Origin of the sequence: Moraxella porci DSM 25326, from assembly GCF_002014855.1 — a bacterium.
GTDB classification, from domain to species: domain Bacteria; phylum Pseudomonadota; class Gammaproteobacteria; order Pseudomonadales; family Moraxellaceae; genus Moraxella; species Moraxella porci.
This window is the reverse complement of record NZ_MUYV01000002.1, coordinates 116,478-133,400: the sequence shown is the minus strand read 5'-3', so window position 1 is coordinate 133,400 and position 16,923 is coordinate 116,478. Positions and strand designations below refer to the sequence as shown.

Here is a 16,923-nt window from a genome sequence, read left to right as displayed (position 1 = left end):
GCAGATGTATGTTTATCCATGTTAATGTGGCACGCATCGCAAAATTAAATCCGATGGTTGTCATATATCAGGCTGGTAGAGTCAAGCGATCGATGACTGGTGTGCTGGGCAAATTAATGTAAAAACTAATTATCAATGACGGCTTAGAGTCAAAGCCAAACGACCATCACACAAGAGATACATGATGTATTTTTTGAGTTGTAAAAATAATTAAATCTACTTTATAATCATCATTTGGCTAATGAATGCACTTGGTCTAATTTTTCCTGCGTTTTTGTGGAACTTTAGTGCTTCAACACCATAAAAAATCAGCATCTGTTGGGCAGATGCTGATCAATGACCGAAAATTACTTCTTCTCTTCACGCACTTTATTGACTAGAAAATCAACCACTTGCGGCACTTTGGCATCTTCGCCTGAAACCACATATTTGCCATGTACCACGACGGCAGGTACGCCCGACAGACCATAGCGCATCGCACCAGCTTTGGCGCGCTCGATTTTGGTGGTGACAGCGAATGAGTTATATAGGCTGTCAAATTTGGCCTTATCCACGCCTTGTGAGGCATACCAGTTGCTCAATTCAGACTGTGAGCCGATGACGCGACGGTTGCCGTCTTTGTGGACGGTATCAAATAGGATTTGATGGGTTTTTTCTTGAGCGCCAAGCTGCTGAGCGGCATAAAAGCCACGCGCTGCCACTTCCCACATTGGGTTCATCGCCGCTGGGGTTTGGAAGAATGCCACATCATTAGCACGGGTTTTTGCCCATTTTTGCATATGCGGTTCTAGGTTGTAGCAGTGTGGGCAGCCATACCAAAAGAACTCACGCACCACGATGACATCGCCTGCGATATTCTCAGGATTGGCCAAAACCTGATAATCCTTACCTTCAACAAAATTGGCGTGACTAAGTGTCGCAAGGCCAACAGCGGCCGCCAGCAGTGTCGTTTTTAGAGCAAATTTCATGAGTCTTTCCTTTATTGCGCTACACATAACATAAAAAAGAACAAAACCCTCAGCCATCGTCGGTGATGGGTTTTGGGTTATCAATACAATGGGTATAGTTTAGCGCATTTTTTGGCAAATGTGGCAATAGTTTTCTTAATGCTTCGTTGCAAATTGTGTAAATTTTTGTAGTCATCCCTCAATTTTGAGTAAAAATCTGTCTCATCGTTAAGCTTAGATGACACGGTTTTAACATCCAAAAAGACAAATCAGATTACCCGTTGTGCATGGCTGCCAAACTGACTGTCAATTTTTGGTTGCTAAAACCAAGTCTATTTTTATCCAAAATTGATCAAAAACTCAGCGCATCACTGTGATCAAAAGTGGTCAAAACCATCGAAAAATGGTAAGATAGAGCCAATTTATCTTTTATATAACCTAGGAAGCACTATGCACAGCCAAGCAGATACCACCGCGCATAACGCCGATTTTGATGAGATTGGCAAATTCACCAAGCTTGCCGATGAGTGGTGGGATCGTATGGGGGCGTTCAAGTCCTTGCATGACATCAATCCGCTACGCCTAAACTGGATCGAAGATCGCACCAATGAACATCTGGGATCACCGCTGCAGGGCAAAAAAGTCGTGGATATCGGCTGCGGTGGCGGGATTTTGGCGCACTCGATGGCGGTGCGTGGTGCAAGCGTGCTGGGCATCGATTTGGGTGATGAGAATCTAAAAGCCGCTGCCATCCATGCCGATAAAACAGGCATGAGCGAGCAGGTGCAGTTTTGCTGTGTGCCAGCTGAAGTCTTGGCAAGCGATGAGGCTGAACAATATGATGTGGTGACCTGCATGGAGATGCTTGAGCACGTGCCTGATCCATCGGCGATCGTGCAGGCGTGTTTTGATTTGACCAAGCCTGGTGGCGTGTGCGTGATGAGTACCATCAATCGCAATCCAAAATCCTATCTGTTCGCCATCGTCGGTGCTGAGTATGTACTCAATTTGGTCGATAAAGGCACGCATGATTATCACAAATTCATCACGCCAGCAGAGCTTGACCAGATGGCACTGCGAGCAGGTTTTCGCCGATTTGATATGACAGGCTTACACTACAACCCCATCACCAAGCACTACTGGCTGTCCAATCGCAATGTCGATGTGAACTACATGATGGCATTTGTTAAGCCAAGCGAGTAACTGATGAAAAAACTGCAAGCGGTCTTATTTGACCTAGATGGTACGCTGATTGATACTGCCCCTGATTTTATCCGTATTATCAAAGACTTATGCCGTGAAGATGGGCGAGAAGCTCCATCGGATGCTGCCATTCGTGAGCAGGTATCGGCAGGCGCTCGTGCGATGGTGAAGCTGATTTTTGGCGAAAAATTCCACGATGTCAGTGATGATGATGCCGAGTTGTTGGCGTATCGTCAGGCGTTTTTGGATCGTTATGAGGCTGATATTTGTGTCGATAGCCAAGTCTTTTCAGGGCTAGAGACGCTACTGGCGACGCTTGAGCAGCAAGGCGTGCCTTGGGGGATTGTGACGAATAAACCTCGCTATTTGGCGACCAATTTGCTCCATCGACTTGCCCTAAGCGATCGCTGTGCGGTGTTGGTTTGTCCTGATGATGTGACGCATACCAAGCCTGATCCTGAGCCGATGTATCTGGCGTGCGACACCCTCAAGGTCGATCCGACGGCGTGCCTGTATATCGGCGATCATCATCGTGATATCGAGGCAGGTAAGGCAGCAGGGATGACGACGGTGATTGCTAAGTTTGGTTATTTATCCAAAGACGATTTGGCAAGCCTTGATACTTGGGGTGCCGATGCCATCATTGAGACCCCTGATGAGCTGCGTGAGTGGGTGCTTGGGCAGATTTAAGTTTATCAAAGTATTTAAGTTTATAAGTATATTGGAAAATTATGACAAAGCAAACCATCACGCACGATCAGATGCGTGCTTTTGATTACCAAGCCGATAGCCTGGCAGGCAAAATCATCCTAGTCACCGGTGCAGGCGACGGCATTGGCAAGGTAGCGGCATTGACCTATGCCAAATGCGGTGCGACCGTGCTACTGCTTGGCAAGACCCAATCCAAGCTTGAAGCGGTGTATGATGAGATCGAAAACTTGGGGCTTGCTGAGCCTGCGATTTTGCCACTGGATTTAGAAAAAGCAAGTTTTGCCCAGATGCAAGAGCTTGCCAATCTGATCGAAAAAGAATTTGGCCATTTAGATGGCGTACTGCATAATGCAGCGATTTTGGGCGCTTTGACACCGCTTGAGATGTATGATCCGATTACCTTTGAACAGGTGATGCGTGTGAACTCAACCGCTGTGTTTATGCTGACCCAAAGCTTGTTGCCGTTACTTAAAGCTGCCCAAAGTGGCTCGGTGGTCTTTACCACAAGTACCGTGGGGCATGATTTGCGTCCGTTTTGGGGAGCGTATGCACTCTCCAAGCAGTCTGTTGAGGGTATGACTACCATCTTTACCCAAGAAACCCAAAAATTAACCGCGCTACGCTTCAACTGCATCAATCCTGGGGCGACACGCACCAACATGCGCGCACACGCTTTTCCTGGCGAAGACCCAAACACCCTTAAGACTCCCGAAGACATCATGGCGGTCTATGTGTATCTGATGACCGATGGTGCATCAGGTGTCAAAGGGCAGGTGGTGGATTGTCAGCCTAAGTAAGCCGTGTCATCCAGCCATCAAGGACAGCGATCAAATTGACTGCTGGCATAGGCTTGAGCATTCGTTAGAAATTTTTGGCGAACCTTCGTGCTTTTGGTGGCTTGGTATATCGTCAGCTGGGTTTGATTTTCGCCATATGGACGAAAATGCAGCGCAGAGCTAGGTTTATTACCTGTATCGATATCGATGACCGCCAAGGCAGCTTGTCTGTCCAGATCGGTTTTGACATAAGTGCCTGGTATGGTGGTCATGGTTTGGATGGTGGTGCCCATGCTATTGACATAAATGGGCGTTTGAAAACTGGCTTTGGCGACGCATTTTTCGTAATTGTGCTTAGCATTGGCAAAAGCATCAATGTAATCCATAGGCAGAATCATCGAATCGGCAGGCGTGTTAAGTAGCTTTTGGTGTTTTTCTGCTCGCTTGTTGGTGGTTGCACAGCCAGCGATGACCAAGCAAGACAATACCAATACACAGACAGATTGAAAAGATCGTTTCATTTTGATAGCTCCGTTTGGGTTTTAGCTATTGTAATAAAGTTTTGCTAAGATTGGAATATGATTAAAAATTTATTGATGATGAGCGCGGTGCTGGGTTTGACAGCGTGTACCGCCAACCCTTTAACAGCTTATGCCACCAAAAGTCAGCATGATTTTTTGGCAGGTGTAGAAGCGTATGCAACTCGTGCCGCGACCCACGATCAGCCGCATGCGACGATCAGAATTTATCCTTATGTCACCGCCTTTGGTCATGGGCAACTCTCCCCACGACCGATGAATATCAAGCAGATCAATGAGGTGATCATCGACCCTAAGGATACATTCTCACAGGTGTATGAATTAAAAATGCCGTTTGAGAAAATCAATGTTCCTGCAGGTGAACAAACCATCATCGCAGGCACACATCGCGATCAACACATAAAATTTACAATGAACTTCGTTGATGGCAAAGATTATATCATCAAACCTGAGAAGATCGCAGCGGCGGGTGCGGCGTGGCGTGTGTATGAATATGAGCAAGATGCAAGATTTGCCGCCAATGCCAAAGAAGGCATCTTATTAGGTCAGCCAGTGACAGCGGTGTTGGTTGCTGATTATTCTTGGAAGCGGTAGTATCTGTATTTTTTTGTTGAGCTGAATCGATTATTGGTATTTGCATGAGTTTATTTCAAAATTTGCTGATCATCACAGCGCTGATCCTGATTTCCAGTTTTTTCTCCATTTCCGAGATCGCACTGGCAGGCGCGCGTAAGATCAAGCTAAAGCTATTGGCAGAATCAGGCGACGAACGCGCTGACAAGGTATTGCGACTCCAAGAAAATTCTGCCGACTTTTTTGCCACTTCACAGATTGGCCTGAACGCCGTCGCCATCTTGGGCGGTTCGGTGGGTGAGGGGGCGCTGCGCCCTTATTTTGCCGAATGGATTGGCATGGTCTATCAAGGGCCATGGCTTGAGAGCATCGCGTTTTTTGCGTCGTTTTTGATCGTCACATTATTATTCATCTTATATGCCGATCTGATCCCAAAGCGCATCGCGATGATCAATCCTGAGCGTGTGGCATTGGCGGTGATCAACCCGATCAACTTGGTCATCACGCTGGTCAAGCCGTTGGCATGGATAATCAATGCCATTGCCAATCTGACCTTTCGCATCTTTAAGGTCAACACCAACCGTGATGATAACATCACCTTTGATGACATCTCCGCCATCGTCGATGCTGGCGCTGAGGCAGGCGTGCTGATGGAGCAAGAGCAGCATTTTATCGAAAATGTGTTTGAGCTTGAAGAGCGTACTGTGCCATCGTCGATGACGGCGCGTGAAGATGTGGTGTTTTTTACCCTAGATGAGAGCGAAGACAGCATCCGCCAAAAGATTGCTGATTATCCATATTCCAAGTTCTTGGTGTGCAATCAGCACATCGACCAAGTCATCGGCTATGTCGATACCAAGGATATCTTGGTGCGGATTATGAAAAATCAGTCGTTTTTTCAGCTCAATGAATCCACGATCCGCAATATCCTGATTATCCCAGATACGCTGACGCTCTCAGAACTACTGGACAAATTCCGTGCCAGTAACGAGAAAATGGCCGTGGTCATCAATGAATATGCGCTCGTCGTTGGCGTGATTACGCTATCAGACATCATGATGACGGTGATGGGCGACTGGGCATCGGCTGAGCCTGAAGATCAGCAGATCATCCGCCGTGATGAAAATTCTTGGTTCATCGATGGCATCACTCCGATTGATGATGTCAAGCACGCACTGGATATTGACGAATTTCCAGATTGGGATCATTATGAGACCTTGGCAGGCTTTATCATGTATCGCTTGCGTAAGATTCCCCGCCTAGCGGACTGGGTGGAGCATGAGGGCTATAAATTTGAGGTGGTGGACATTGATCATTATAAGATTGACCAGCTCTTGGTGACGCGTCTGATTAGGGAAGATAAGCCGATCTTTAAGGAGGATGATTAAGTCAGCCAATGCGTTGACAGGTTGCCCAAATTAATATTTTAATAACAAAACATCCATCAGATTATGTTACTATGGCTGTTTTTGTTTGATGAAACTTGATGGCGATGCTTGGGATCATGTACGATCACACATTGCATCATATACTGCTGAATTGACATTTACCAAGATTCAGCAAAAATCATAGGAGTGTTTATGGCATCAAATGCTCGTTTTGGGCTGCCTGTGTGGTCGATGGCATTGCCATTGGTGGCTTGGGGCTTGTATTTTGTGGGTATCAAAGGCAGCATCCTGTTGCAGATCTTGGGCGGTGTGCTGCTCATCGGTAGCGTATTGTCCGCGGTCTATCATGCCGAGGTGGTGGCGCATAAAGTCGGTGAGCCTTTTGGTACGATCATTTTAGCGCTTGCCATCACCATCATTGAGGTGGCGCTCATCATCTCGCTGATGGTGGCAGGTGGCGATAATGCCGCTTATCTGGCGCGTGATACGGTATTTGCTGCGATTATGCTGATCTTAAACGGGATTTTGGGCTTATCATTGATGATTGGTGGCCTAAAGCACCGTGAGCAGTTTTTTGGTCAAAAGTCGGCCAGCACAGCGCTGATCACACTGGTATCGATTTTGGTGATGACACTGATTTTACCAAACTTCACCACCAGTACTGCTGAAGGCACCTATGCATCATCGCAGCTGATTTTCGTTGCCATCGCCTCGTTGGTGCTGTATGGCTCATTCATCATGGTGCAGACGGTGCGCCATCGCGATTATTTTTTGGCGGCTGATGATGACTTGGATCATCATGCTGAGCCACCATCGGGCAAGGTGACAGCGGCAAGCTTTGGCTTTTTGCTTGTCTGTTTGGGGATCGTGGTATTGCTTGCCAAGAGCTTATCGCCCAGCATCGAATCGATGGTGGCAGCGATGGGTGCGCCAGCAGCACTCGTGGGTGTGATCATTGCAGCGGTGGTGCTACTGCCCGAGGGCTTGGCTGCGCTGAATGCAGCGCGTCGCAACCGCTTTCAGACCAGTCTGAACTTGGCGCTGGGTTCGGCACTTGCCAGTATTGGTTTGACCATTCCTGCGGTGACCATCGTTTGCTTGCTATACGATATTCCGCTGGTGCTGGGTCTGGATGGCAAATCGATGGTACTGCTTGGCTTATCGACCTTTATCGTGATGCTGTCGCTGAATCAGGGCCGCACGAACATGCTGTATGGCATCGTGCTACTGGTGAATTTGGCTGCATACATCTTTACCATCATCGTGCCTTAATGCGATGAGTAGTATCAAATGGCTTGTGATCTGTGATCCAGGCCATTTTTTTTATGGCTATAACATAACATTAGTGTGATTATGGCTTGTAATTAAAAAGTTATCAACTTATAATATCAGCTTATATATCTTAAGCTGTAACCCAAGGACATTTGTGAGTACCACACTTCGACAACTCAGAGCATTTGTGCTCGTCGCCGAACAAAATAGCTTCACCAAAGCTGCCGAAACGCTGTGTTTGACGCAGTCGGCGTTGTCAGGGCTGATCAAGGAGCTGGAGCAAAATCTGGGCGTCAAACTGTTTGACCGCACGACGCGCAAGCTGTACCTGTCTGATGCAGGCATGCGACTGTTGCCCCAAGCCAAACGGGTGCTGAATGAGATGAGTGTGCTGAACGAAAAAGTCAGCAACCTAAAATCACTGCACCAAGGGCATGTGCGTCTGGCAGTCTCACAGCAGCTGTCGGCGAGTGCGATGCCAAAGTTTGTGGCGAAATTTTGTGATATTCACCCAAACATTCAAGTAACGCTGACTGACTGTTCGGTGGATCAGGTCGTCGATCACATCGAAAACCTAGAAGCTGATCTGGGCGTGGCACCCGAGCGCGTGCATTCTGATGATTTGGATGCCAGCGTGCTATTTTCATCACCATTTTATTTGGTGCTGCCAGCGACACATCCTTTTGCCAAAAAAGATGTCGTGCGCTGGACGGATCTGTTGAATGAGCGCCTGATCACATTGAACGGCCCATTCATCCAAAGCCTACAAAACGAGCTGCCAGCGCAGATCTCCAGCCGCATTTTTAATCCTGATTTTGAGGTCAATTTCTTATCGACGGCACTTGGCATGACGCGCATGGGCCTTGGTGTGACCCTGTGTCTGCTCTATGCTGCCGAATGGGTGGAACAAAACGGCCTTGTGATGCGACCGATCGCCGATCCTGTCGTTGAGCGCAAATTTTTGCTTTATACCCACAAAAACCGTTCGCTATCGCCAGCGGCGTTGGCATTTAAGGAATTTTTGGAGCAAAATGCGCACGAATTTTTGGTCAGCCATTCCAAAGCAGCCAAATTTTAATCACCACCGTCAGGCGTATGCTTGGCGGTTTTATTTTAAAATTATGCAGAAGGCGATGAATTTTCATCCACAAAGTACGCATTTTGCGTTATACTAAGTCATGCTAAATTTTGTTGTATTAACTAATAATTGATTAATACATTTTTAAAATTGTCAAACAAGAAGGATTAAGCCATGTTTGAACATGTGACCCCCTATGCAGGCGACCCGATTTTGGGTTTGATGGATAAATTTGCCAATGACCCACGCACCGATATTAAGGTGAACTTGGGCGTTGGTGTGTACTACACCGAAGATGGCAAATTGCCAGTGCTTGAGTGCGTCAAGGCAGCTGAAGCGACCATCGCCAATCCACCACGCCCACGCGGCTATCTGCCGATGGATGGTCTGCCAGGCTATCGCAAAGCTTGCCAAAACTTGCTATTTGGCGAAAACCATCCAGCCGTCGCCGAAGGCCGTGTCGCCACCATCGCAACATTGGGCGGCTCTGGTGCGCTTAAAGTCGGTGCAGACTTTATCCATCAATGGTTCCCAGCTGCCAAATGCTATGTCTCAGACCCAACTTGGGGCAATCACATCAGCATCTTTGAAGGTGCAGGCATTGAAGTGGGTAAATATCCATACTACGACCCTGCAACCATCGGCGTGAAGTTTGATGAGCTGTGTGCATTTTTCAAAACGCTCAACGAAAATGATGTCGTACTACTGCACCCATGCTGCCACAACCCAACTGGTGTGGATTTGACCCGTGAGCAGTGGGATGTGCTACTACAAATCGTCAAAGACCAAAAACTGATTCCATTTATGGACATCGCTTATCAAGGCTTTGGCGACGATATGGACGGTGATGCTTATGCCATCCGTCGTGCGGTTGAGATGGGCTTGCCTGTGTTTGTCAGCAACTCATTTTCAAAAAATCTATCACTATATGGCGAGCGTGTCGGCGGTCTATCAGTCGTCAGCCCAACCAAAGAAGAGTCGGACAAAGTCCACGGTCAACTCAAATTCACCGTGCGTCGCATCTACTCAAGCCCACCATCACACGGTAACGCAGTCGTTGACACCGTGATGAATGACGAAAAACTATTCGCTCAATGGGTTGGCGAAGTCTATGAGATGCGTGACCGTATCCGTGAAATGCGTCAAAAGCTACAAGATGTGCTATCGGCCAAGCTGCCTGAGCGTGATTTTAGCTACTTTACCAAGCAGCAAGGTATGTTCAGCTTCACTGGTCTGACTGCTGAGCAAGTGGTGCGTCTGCGTGATGAGTTTGCGGTGTATATGGTCGAAAATGGCCGTATGTGTATCGCAGGCTTGAATAATGCCAATGTCGAATATGTCGCTAATGCGATGGCAGAAGTGCTGAAATAATCAGCCGATCTGAACAGCCCATTTTCGTGATGAAAATGGGCTTTTTTTGTGCCATCAAGCGGTATCTGCCAAATACTTCGCGTCAATGGCCGACTTGCATGGATGTGACGCAGTCCGGTCACTTTTGACGCTTTGTAGTAGTTTTGGTGTGAATTGGCTCAAATCAACCCATCAATCTTCATCAGTCATCGATCGCTTGTCATCACAATAAAATGATCTGACAACAAAACTTGACGATTTAAATGTAATAGTATAACATTACAAAAACAATGCCGATCATTGAAGCGATCGGCCGTGAATCTGCAATTTGCCAATCATCCAAATCCATCCAAGGTGTCCTATGAGTCGCTACCATCCTTTGTACTGGTCGTTGATCGCAGCCATCAGTACCACCGCTTATGCTGCCGATACAGCAGCTCACACAGATGATCTGCTTAGCACTGTCATACTGCCTGAAGCAAATGTCACCATCCAACGAAACAACATCCCTGGCAGCCGCTCGCTGAATGGACATGTCGCCAAGCATGCTCTACAAAGGCGATCAGCAACCTTAGGCGATGCACTGGCAGGCGAGCTGGGCGTGCATTCTAGCCATTTTGGCGGCGGTGCATCGGCACCAATCATTCGCGGCCAAGAGGGTAAACGCATCAAGGTGCTGCAAGGCGGCAGCGATGTCGTCGATATGTCGAATATGTCACCAGATCATGCGGTGATGGTCGATACCGTGCTGTCTGATGGTGTTGAGATCATACGCGGCGCCAGTACGCTGCTGCACAGCTCTGGCAACGCAGCAGGTGTGGTAAATGTACGAGATCAAAAAATCCCCGATGCCATACCTGAGCGCATCGAAGCAGAAGGCTTGATTCGCCACATGAGCGCCAATGATGAGAAGCTGGCTGCTGCTGGCATTACTGTACCCATCGGCGAGCAGGTGGCGGTGAGAGTCGAGGGGCTGCGCCGTCATGCAGGTGATTATCAGACGCCTGATTATCAGCACGGCACTTATGCAGACCTTGAGGATTTCCAAAAACGCAAGCTTAGCTACCAAACGCTCGATCATTTGCCTGATAGCTGGGCTGAGTCGTCGGTCGCGACTCTTGGCGCGGCATGGATCGGTGAGTCGGCGTCGCTTGGGGCAGCTTATACGCATCGCAAGGATCAGTATGGCTTACCTGCGCACAATCATCTGTATGATGGCTGCTATGTGCGCATCATCGAAGAGGGTGTCAAGCTGCGCCATCCGCACCTGTATCCTTATCCAGAGCTGGCCAGCAGCGAGCAGGTGTTTTGGGACAATCCTGGCGTGATCATGAAAGACTGTCACGCGCATGATCTGGCTGCTGCGCCTTTTGTGGATTTGAGCAGTCGCCGTTTTGATGTTCAAGGGTCGATCAAACAGCCATTTAAAGGCATCGAAAAAATCGAGCTAATAGGCAGTCGCGTGCATTATCAGCACAGCGAAATCGAAGGCACAACCCGTAGCAATGACTTTAAAAACATCGGCACGGTCGCCAGACTTGAGCTGACCCAAGCACCGATTGGCGGCTTGACAGGCGTGTGGGGCGTGCAATATCTCAAACAACAAAACAGCGCACTATCACCTGCCGATTCTCACAGTGATCATGCACACCGCGGTTCGCAGCAGCTACTCAACAACAACACCATGCAAAACTTAAGTGCGTTCGGCCTACAAAGCCACCAATGGGATACTGTGCGTGCCGACATCGCTGCACGGGTCGAAAAACAAACGGTGCAAAAGTCCTTTGATCATGACAAAGTGATGGCAGAATACCACTCAGCGCTGCCTGCTGTGATGGCATCGCCCAGCGAAGCCCAAAAAGCGATCGATCATTATCAGCAATTAACAAAGCCGCACAAACAAACCGCTGTTTCTGTGGCAAGTAGCATCGATTGGCAGTTTTTGCCGCGGCATACACTAAGCCTAGCTGCCTCACATCAGCAGCGCCTGCCCACCGCCCAAGAGTTGTACGCACACGGCATGCACCTTGCCACCAATTCCTTTGAGATGGGCAATAAAGATCTTAACAAAGAAAAATCAACCAATTTGGAGCTGGCTTTGTCATATCAAGGTGAGCGCTTTGATTATCGACTGTCGGGCTATGCTTATGATTTTGATAATTATATTTATCTTGCGACCCTCAATGCCGATCCAAATAACCCAAACGCCATGAAGAGTGATCACGATCTGCGCGTAAACCGCTATATGCAAGCACCTGCCAAATTTAAAGGTCTAGAGGCGAGCATTGGTTATGCGCTGTCGGATAAATATCACCTCACAGTCTTTGGCGATGTCGTCTGGGGTAAGCTTGCTGCGCATGATCGACGGGTGAATGACAAGGTGTATTATGTTGATAATCCTGCCTTTGTTGAAGCGGTGGCACAGACACAGGCAGCAGGGCAGATTCGTCCTTGGCGAGTGCGTAACTATGTCAAAGATACGCTTGGCATCGAGCCTTATCTGGAGGTCACAGAGCCTGTGTATGTCCATGAAGTTGAGCAATATACGCCGCGTCTGCCGCCTGCGCGAGCGGGTCTGAAGATCCAAGCCGATTGGACGCCAAGCTTGTCAGGGGAGCTTGAGTATTATCGGGTGTTTGATCAAGATAAATTGGCCAGATTTGAAAGCAAAACCGATGGCCATGATATGCTGAATTTGGGCGCAACCTATCACGGCGCATTGGGCATGGGTGAGTATGATCTGTTCATCAAAGCCAATAATCTGCTAAATCAATCCGTCTATGCGCACCAAACGCATCTGCCGTATCAGCCGCAAATGGGGCGCAGTGTAAGCTTAGGAGCGACTTATCGCTTCTAAGGCTTATTCTGCCATCAGCAAACTTTGTGCTTGGCAAATTTATAAAGCTAAATTTATAAAGTCAAAAACGCAGCGACTTTGGCTGCGTTTTTGGTGATGCTTGGCGTGGATCAGTTGTCAGCTTGGCTGCGCAGATACTGAGTCAGCAGTGCCACAGGGCGGCCAGTGGCACTGGCGGTGCTACCGCTTTTCCAAGCTGTGCCTGCGATGTCTAAGTGCGCCCATGCTTGGTTGTCTTTGATGAAGCGCTTTAAGAAGCATGCTGCCGTGACCGAGCCTGCCTCACGACCGCCGATATTTTGCATGTCGGCGACTTTTGATTTGAGCTGCTCATCATAGCCATCGTCAAGTGGCATGTGCCAGACCAGATCGTTGGTGAATTCGCTGGCGGCTTCTAAAGCGAACAACAGATCTTCATCGTTACTGTACAGACCTGAGCGCACACTGCCCAGTGCGATCACGCAGGCGCCTGTGAGTGTGGCGGTGTCGATGATGGCTTTTGGCTTATAATTTTCTTGAACATAACACAGTGCATCGCAAAGCACCAGACGACCTTCAGCATCGGTGTTTAACACCTCGACGCTCATCCCATTCATGGCGGTGACGACATCGCCTGGGCGAGTGGCGCGTGCTGATGGCATGTTTTCAGCGCAGGCGAGTATTGCGACAACATCGATCGGCAAATTCGCTTCGGCGATGGCTGTGATGGTGCCTAAGATCGAGGCAGCGCCGCCCATGTCAAACTTCATCTCTTCCATGCCGGCTGATGGCTTGATCGAGATGCCACCTGAGTCAAAGGTCAAACCCTTGCCCACCAAGGCGATCGGGTCAGATAGGCGGGCTTTTTTGCTGGCTTTGCCAGTTTTGCCGTAGTATTCGATGACGGCCATTTTGCCCTCTTCGTCCGAACCTTGGCTCACTGCCAAAAAGCAGCCCATGCCCATTTTTTGCATTTCTTTTTCGCCAAGTACAGTGACGCTGATTTTGTTGGCGTATGCTTTGGATAGATGCTTGGCTTTTTTGGCAAGTTCAGAGGGGGTCAGTACATTCGGTGCTTCGTTCGCCACATCGCGCGCGGCACTGATGCCTTTATCGGTGGCGATGGCAAAGCTCAGCGCAGTCTCATAAGCGGCCAATTCATCGCGATTATTAACCAAAATCACTTCTTTTAGTGCATCGACATCGGCGCTGCTGCTCTTATGATGATCAAAGCGGTAGCTGGCGGCTTGTAGCGCAAGCACAAACTGGGTGAAATGCTTATGACAAATCACATCACCCCACAGCAGCGCAGCTTTTGGTGCGCCTTTAATGGCGGCATAAGTGTTGGCAGCGACTTTGGCGATATTGGCACCCAGCTTATCCAATTTGCCAACGCCGATGAGGGTGATGGCTGGCAGATCTTTGGCATGCAGCGCATAATCACTGACATGCTCCCCCAAGCCGCCTTTAAAATTGGCACCATCGATTAATGCCTCAGCGCGGCTGAGATATTCAGCCTCGCCCAAAGCGCCTAAGATCTCGGCTTGATCATTGACATACAGGACGATGGTGGGTAATGGGTTGTTTTTACTTGGTTTTTTTAGGGTAAGTGCGTTGGTAACGCCAAGCTTTAGCGCAGCTGATGGCATGGTAAATCCTTATTCATATTGTGAAATTGTAGTTTTATGATCAGTGATAATGATGATAAAACATAAGGTTAGTGTAGCACATTTATCCTGCTTTCAAAAAGGAAATTTATGGATCGTGAGCTGATGGCAGGCTTGATGGGTGGTTTGGTGGCGCTGTGTGCTTGATTGGGTTTTTGTTGATCTATACAGCAACACCTAGCAACAAATTAATCTGTCAAATCAGAATAATCGCTTAAAACTTGAACGGTTTTTTGTTATCATAGCTCATTTGCTATCGCTTTTTGGGAAAGTGTTTTTGTGATTTTACGCCGCTACATCACCAGCCAAGTCGCTACGACCACCGCCTTAGTCTTGGGCTTTTTGGTGGTGATGCTGCTTGGTGGCCGTCTGATCCGCTATTTTGGTATGGCGGCAGAGGGCGGACTGAATGTCGGCGTATTATTCAGTCTGATCGGCTATAATTTGCCGTATTTTCTTGAGCTGATTTTGCCATTATCATTTTTTATTGGCTTGATGCTGGTATTTGGGCGGCTGTATTCAGATCATGAGATGGCGGTGATCAATGCCAGTGGCATCAGTCGTGGCCGCATCGCACGACTGCTGATTCCACTGGTCATCGTGCTGATGTGTGTTGAGGGCTGGGTGTCGATGGCTGCCAAGCCGTGGGGCATGGAGCGTGCGACCAATATCTGGAAAGAGCAATCGATGGCGCAGGTGTTTGATCTGATTCGCCCAAAAGAATTCATCAGCAGCGGTGATTATCATCTGTATGTCGGCGAGGTCGGCGCCAATCGCGAATCACTACAAGATGTCATCATCGTGCAGATGAACAGCCGATCTTCACTGCCTGCACCATCTGATCAGACGCCTGCCGATGAGGTGGTGGCTGAGTTGCCCGAGGCGGTCGCAGAGCAAATCAGCAGCAAAGACTCCATTATTTTTGCCAAATCAGCCACTCAAGTTGAGAACACCGCAGGCCAAATTCAGCTGGATTTATATCAAGGTCGGCGCTATGAGGTCGATCCGACGAGTCGCCAATACAGCCAAATCGGCTTTGAGCGCTATCGCATCACTTTATCGGCAGATCGACCTGCAGACAGCAGCAGCATGCGCATCGAGGGCGTCTCAACGCCGCAGCTCATTGGCATCATTCAAGGCACGGCATCACGAGACAATCCACTCGAGGCCCATGCTGAGCTGGGTTATCGGCTGAGCATGCCGTGGCTGATCGTGCTGGCTGTGATGATGGCAACTCCTTTATCCTATGTGCGTCCGCGCCAAGGTCGATGGCTCAAATTAATTCCTGCGATTTTTATTTATGTGGCGAGCGTGTTGGTGATCATCTCGCTCAAAGACAGCATCAGCAAAGGCAAATTGCCGCCGATGACTTATCTTGTGGCGGTGCTGCTGCTGACGGCTTTTGCGCTGTATTTGAACTACCATCAGCGACTGATGGCGCGGATGCAGTTGACGCGGCAGCATAAGGAGGCGGCATGAAGCCTTGGATCTTGCCCAGATATGTGATTCGTTCGGCTTTGCTTGCGATGACAGGTGCGGTCGTTGGGCTGTGGCTGTTGCAGATGGTGTTTGCTTATTTGGGTGAGCTTGAGAACATCACCGATACTTATACTCTCAAAGATGCGCTACAATTTATCTTATACCGCTCGCCGTATTTTTTGGTGCAGTTTATTCCCACAGGCGCGCTACTGGGCGCTGTGATCGGCTTGGGCTTGCTTGCCAATCACAGTGAGCTGGTTATCATGCGCGCCTCAGGGATTAGCCTATATCGGATCATCGGCTGGGTGATGCTGCCAGCGTTTATTTTTGTGGCGATCTCTTTGGCGGTCAATCAGTTTGTGCTGCCTGTGGCCAATCAGCATGCCGCCGCCATAAAAAACGACACCATTTACGAAAAACTCATCACCATCGATGGCTATTGGGCGGTACAAAATGAGGGCGATACCCAAGAGGTGGTGTACATCAGCTACGCAGACAGTGAGGGTAAGCTTGGTGAAGTCAAGCGCTATCAGCTCAAAGATGGGCAGTTGCTCGCAGCGTTTCGTGCCGATACTGGCACCTATCAGCCAAAGCCGCTTGATGCTGGCACAGATGCCCGCTATACTTGGCAGCTGTCAGGGGTTGATGAGGTCACGGTAGGCAGTGATCGCGTCGAGCAGCAGCATGCCGATGCGCGTTATCTGACTTTGCCGATCGCACCCACCGATGTACATCTGCTCACGCGCGAGCCTGAGGATCTGTCTTTGAGCGATCTGTATGCGCATCATCGTCTAATGCAGCATCAAGGCGCGCGGTCGATCCGCCATGAGCTGGCTTTTTGGCAGAAGCTGTTATCGCCATTTGCCGTGCTGTCACTGGTGTTGGTGGCCTCATCATTTGTGTTTGGGTCGCTCAGATCGCAAGGCTTGGGTTTGCGCATCGTATTGGCGCTGCTCACAGGTTTGTTGTTTAGCTATTTGACTGATCTGACAGGCTTTGTGGCACTGGCGACAGGATTGCCGCCACTGTTGATGGCGGTGCTGCCGATCGTGATCAGCACCTTGGCAGGGATGTATTTATTAAATAAAAAATCCAAATAAAGCC

The 16,923-nt window shown here is 48.9% G+C and carries 14 protein-coding genes; 11 read left to right on the top strand and 3 right to left on the bottom strand.

Annotation, left to right across the window (positions count from 1 at the left end; translation table 11 throughout):
• Nucleotides 1–347: 347 nt before the first annotated feature.
• Nucleotides 348–968, bottom strand: a complete 621-nt coding sequence (locus tag B0681_RS03410) for a thiol:disulfide interchange protein DsbA/DsbL (protein WP_078317349.1) — start codon at nt 966–968, stop codon at nt 348–350.
• A 429-nt stretch (nt 969–1,397) separates the two neighbouring features.
• Between B0681_RS03410 and ubiG the strand changes: the two genes are divergently transcribed.
• The 3 genes from ubiG to B0681_RS03395 are packed head-to-tail and all read left to right on the top strand — an operon-like array spanning nt 1,398 to nt 3,658.
• Nucleotides 1,398–2,150, top strand: a complete 753-nt coding sequence (ubiG, locus tag B0681_RS03405) for a bifunctional 2-polyprenyl-6-hydroxyphenol methylase/3-demethylubiquinol 3-O-methyltransferase UbiG (RefSeq protein ID WP_078317348.1) — start codon at nt 1,398–1,400, stop codon at nt 2,148–2,150.
• Between the two features lie 3 nt (nt 2,151–2,153).
• Nucleotides 2,154–2,840: an HAD family hydrolase gene (locus tag B0681_RS03400; protein WP_078317347.1), complete on the top strand. Its 687-nt coding sequence runs from the start codon at nt 2,154–2,156 to the stop codon at nt 2,838–2,840.
• 41 nt (nt 2,841–2,881) lie between these two features.
• Nucleotides 2,882–3,658, top strand: coding sequence for a YciK family oxidoreductase (locus tag B0681_RS03395; protein WP_078317346.1), 777 nt, complete (start codon nt 2,882–2,884; stop codon nt 3,656–3,658).
• Between the two features lie 17 nt (nt 3,659–3,675).
• Here B0681_RS03395 and B0681_RS03390 read toward each other — a convergent pair whose 3' ends face one another.
• Complete coding sequence (locus B0681_RS03390; protein WP_078317345.1) at nt 3,676–4,158, bottom strand: hypothetical protein; 483 nt, start codon at nt 4,156–4,158, stop codon at nt 3,676–3,678.
• A gap of 57 nt (nt 4,159–4,215) precedes the next feature.
• Between B0681_RS03390 and B0681_RS03385 the strand changes: the two genes are divergently transcribed.
• The 6 genes from B0681_RS03385 to B0681_RS03360 all read left to right on the top strand — a co-directional run bounded on the left by B0681_RS03385 (nt 4,216) and on the right by B0681_RS03360 (nt 12,694).
• Nucleotides 4,216–4,770, top strand: coding sequence for a hypothetical protein (locus B0681_RS03385; protein ID WP_078317344.1), 555 nt, complete (start codon nt 4,216–4,218; stop codon nt 4,768–4,770).
• Nucleotides 4,771–4,814: 44 nt separating this feature from the next.
• The gene (locus B0681_RS03380; protein ID WP_078317343.1) at nt 4,815–6,137 is read left to right on the top strand and encodes a hemolysin family protein; all 1,323 of its coding nucleotides are present in this window, start codon (nt 4,815–4,817) and stop codon (nt 6,135–6,137) included.
• Nucleotides 6,138–6,329: 192 nt separating this feature from the next.
• Complete coding sequence (locus B0681_RS03375) at nt 6,330–7,409, top strand: calcium:proton antiporter (RefSeq protein WP_078317342.1); 1,080 nt, start codon at nt 6,330–6,332, stop codon at nt 7,407–7,409.
• A gap of 154 nt (nt 7,410–7,563) precedes the next feature.
• Nucleotides 7,564–8,487, top strand: coding sequence for a LysR family transcriptional regulator (locus B0681_RS03370; RefSeq protein WP_078317341.1), 924 nt, complete (start codon nt 7,564–7,566; stop codon nt 8,485–8,487).
• Nucleotides 8,488–8,661: 174 nt separating this feature from the next.
• Nucleotides 8,662–9,858 carry an amino acid aminotransferase gene (locus B0681_RS03365; RefSeq protein ID WP_078317340.1) on the top strand — a complete coding sequence of 399 codons (1,197 nt, stop codon included), beginning with the start codon at nt 8,662–8,664 and terminating at the stop codon, nt 9,856–9,858.
• Between the two features lie 340 nt (nt 9,859–10,198).
• Complete coding sequence (locus tag B0681_RS03360; RefSeq protein ID WP_078317339.1) at nt 10,199–12,694, top strand: TonB-dependent receptor; 2,496 nt, start codon at nt 10,199–10,201, stop codon at nt 12,692–12,694.
• 110 nt (nt 12,695–12,804) lie between these two features.
• Here the strand turns inward: B0681_RS03360 and B0681_RS03355 are convergent, their stop codons facing one another.
• Complete coding sequence (locus B0681_RS03355) at nt 12,805–14,322, bottom strand: leucyl aminopeptidase (RefSeq protein WP_078317338.1); 1,518 nt, start codon at nt 14,320–14,322, stop codon at nt 12,805–12,807.
• 297 nt (nt 14,323–14,619) lie between these two features.
• Between B0681_RS03355 and B0681_RS03350 the strand changes: the two genes are divergently transcribed.
• Both B0681_RS03350 and lptG read left to right on the top strand, forming a co-directional pair.
• Entirely contained in the window at nt 14,620–15,819 is a 1,200-nt protein-coding gene (locus tag B0681_RS03350) for an LPS export ABC transporter permease LptF (protein ID WP_228143849.1), read from the top strand.
• The gene (gene lptG / locus B0681_RS03345) at nt 15,816–16,919 is read left to right on the top strand and encodes an LPS export ABC transporter permease LptG (RefSeq protein ID WP_078317337.1); all 1,104 of its coding nucleotides are present in this window, start codon (nt 15,816–15,818) and stop codon (nt 16,917–16,919) included. The genes B0681_RS03350 and lptG overlap by 4 nt, the downstream gene beginning before the upstream one ends.
• Nucleotides 16,920–16,923: the final 4 nt, after the last annotated feature.